General features: G+C 63.0%; 3 protein-coding genes. All 3 read left to right on the forward strand.

The annotated features are described in order from the left end of the window. The coding region (locus EN969_RS24620; protein ID WP_127419468.1) for a Gfo/Idh/MocA family oxidoreductase at positions 1 to 710 on the forward strand (710 nt) is incomplete at its 5' end. A gap of 29 nt (positions 711 to 739) precedes the next feature. Continuing rightward, a complete protein-coding gene (locus tag EN969_RS24625; protein ID WP_013528365.1) occupies positions 740 to 1,534 on the forward strand; it encodes an SDR family oxidoreductase in 795 nt (264 codons plus the stop codon). 517 nt (positions 1,535 to 2,051) lie between these two features. Continuing rightward, on the forward strand, positions 2,052 to 2,960 hold a 909-nt coding region (locus EN969_RS24630), incomplete at its 3' end, for a 3-deoxy-7-phosphoheptulonate synthase (RefSeq protein WP_127419469.1).

Raw genomic sequence — 2,960 nt, forward strand, 5'->3', positions numbered from 1 at the left:
ACCTCGACGTCAAGCGCGTCGAGAAATGCCTGGCCGTGGTCGACAAGGCCAAGGCGACGCTGATGGTCGGTTTCAACCGGCGTTTCGACCCGCATTTCGCCGCTGTGCGCAAGGCGATCGACGACGGCGCCATCGGCACCGTCGAGATGGTCACCATCACCTCGCGCGATCCGGGCGCGCCGCCGATCGATTACATCAAGCGCTCGGGCGGCATTTTCCGCGACATGACCATCCATGATTTCGACATGGCGCGCTTCCTGCTCGGCGAGGAACCAGTTGCCGTGAGCGCGCATGCCTCGGTGCTTGTGGACAAGAAGATCGGCGAGGCCGGCGATTTCGACTCGGTCAGCGTCATTCTCGAGACCGCGTCCGGCAAGCAGGCCGTCATCTCCAACTCGCGCCGCGCCACCTATGGCTACGACCAGCGCATCGAGGTGCATGGCTCGAAAGGCATGGTGGCTGCCGAGAACCAGCGGCCGGTGTCGATCGAACTGGCCAATGAGAAGGGCTATACGCGCCCGCCGCTGCACGACTTCTTCATGACCCGCTATCTCGACGCCTATGCCATCGAGATTGCCTCTTTCATCGCCGCCGCGACCTCGGGCAAGAAGGCATCACCCAGCGGCGCCGATGGGCTTATCGCGCTTCGATTGGCGGACGCCGCGCTAAAGTCGGCAACCACCGGCAAGACCGTCCGCCTCGACAAGTAAGAACCGGAACTCAATCCAGGAGCAAAGCGATGAGCGCATCCGCCGATCGCAATTCACAGACACGCGCCATCGTCACCGGCGGCGCGCAAGGCATCGGCTTTGCCGTTGCCGAAGCGTTGGCCGACGAGGGCTGCCGGGCGCTGGCGCTCATCGGCCGCTCGCAGGAGAAGGGCGACAAGGCTGTCGCCCATTTCAAGAAAGCCGGCGTCGATGCGATTTTCATCAGCGCCGATGTGTCAAAAGTGGCGGACTGCAAGCGCGCGGTCGCCACCGCGATCTCGCATTTCGGCACCGTCAACGCGCTGGTCAACGCCGCCGCCACTTCGGCGCGCGGTTCGCTGGTCGAAACCTCCGAAGAGTTGTTCGATACGATTTTCGATACCAATGTGCGCGGCCCGTTCTTCCTGATGCAGGGCGTGGTGGCGCATCTCCTGGAAAAGAAGGCACCCGGCTCGATCGTCAACGTGCTGTCGATGTCGGCGCATACCGGCCAGTCGTTCCTGACGCCCTATTCGACCAGCAAGGGCGCGCTGATGACGCTGACCAAGAATGTCGCCAATGCCTATCGCTACAACCGCATCCGCTGCAATGCGGTGCTGCCCGGCTGGATGGATACGGAAGGCGAGGACATCGTGCAGAAGAAGTGGCACGACGCGCCGGACGACTGGCTGGCGAAGGCCGAAGCGACGCAGCCGATGGGCCAGTTGGTCAAGCCGGACCAGCTTGCCCGTCTGATCAGCTACATGGTCAGCCCGCAGTCCGGTGTCATGACCGGGTCGCTGGTCGACTACGATCAAAGCATTGCGGGGGCGTCACCGGAGTAACGCCGGCGAGTCTCAAACGCCCATCACTTCGTCATCCACGGGCGGTGCAAGGAGCGTAGCGACGCGGCGCAGACCCGAGGATCCATGCCGCGACTTCTGAGCGTTGCTGCGGTGCGGAATTCTGCTCCGCTGCACCATTCGGCCAAAGTCACGGAATGGATCCCAGGGTCTCCGCGACGGAGCTTCGCTCCTGCTCCGCCCAGGGATGACGAAATTTGGGTGCTTCGGCCATCCCGAATTGTCTCCGCATCAGGGCACGTGACAAGTGCCTCCGCATCGACTATATGAGCCTCATGATCAACCTGACCGTCACATATTGGTACTTTAGGAGCTCGCTGGCGGCGGGAGGATTGCGCTCGATCTGAAGATTGCAGCAACAAGATCCGAACAGCCGCCATACCTGGCGGCTTTTTTGTTTTCAGCCGGCAGGTTTCCTCTAAATCAAAGGGGAGCATGATGTCGTCCGAAAACCGCTTCACACTTTTCGGCATCATGCTCTCGACAGGAGCAGAAAGCCGTGTTGACCACCACAGACGACCTCCGGGTCAAGGAAATCCGAGAACTGAGCACACCGGACGAGGTGATGCGGGAGATACCGCGCACTTTGACGGCGACGCGCACCGTCAGCGCATCGCGCAATGCAACCCATGCCATCTTGAACGGGACCGACGACCGGCTGCTCGTCATCGTCGGCCCGTGTTCGATCCACGATCCGGTCGCGGCCGTCGATTACGCCAGCCGTCTCGCGGCGCTGCGCGAGAGCCTGTCGGACCGGCTGGAGATCGTGATGCGGGTCTATTTCGAAAAGCCGCGCACGACGGTCGGCTGGAAAGGCCTGATCAACGATCCCCACCTCGACGGCAGCTTCAACATCGACAAGGGGCTGCGGATGGCACGCAATGTGCTGTCGGCCGTCAACAATCTCGGCCTGCCGGCTGCGACCGAATTCCTCGACATGACCACCCCGCAATACATTGCCGACCTCGTCGCCTGGGGCGCGATCGGCGCGCGCACGACCGAGAGCCAGATCCACCGCGAACTGGCCTCGGGCCTCTCCTGCCCGGTCGGCTTCAAGAACGGCACCGACGGCAATCTGCGCATAGCCGCCGAGGCGGTGAAATCCGCCGCGCAGCCGCATCATTTCATGGCGGTGACCAAGGGCGGGCGCAGCGGCATCGCCACGACCACGGGCAATGAGGACTGCCACGTTATCCTGCGCGGCGGCGTTCAGCCGAACTATGACACGGCGAGCGTCGAAGCCGCCGCTGTGGAACTCGCCCGCATCGGCGTTGCGCCCCGTCTGATGATCGATGTCAGCCACGCCAACTCGGCCAAGAAGCCCGAGAACCAGCCCAAGGTGGCGGCAGATGTCGCCGGCCAGGTCGCGGCAGGCGACGAGCGCATCATCGGCCTGATGATCGAGAGC

Origin of the sequence: Mesorhizobium sp. M7A.F.Ca.CA.003.01.2.1, from assembly GCF_003998945.1 — a bacterium.
Taxonomy (GTDB): Bacteria; Pseudomonadota; Alphaproteobacteria; order Rhizobiales; family Rhizobiaceae; genus Mesorhizobium; species Mesorhizobium ciceri.

Coding starts and splice junctions, on each gene's coding strand:
- EN969_RS24625 (WP_013528365.1), top strand. CDS start 740: ATGAGCGCATCCGCCGATCGCAATTCACAGACACGCGCCATCGTCACC.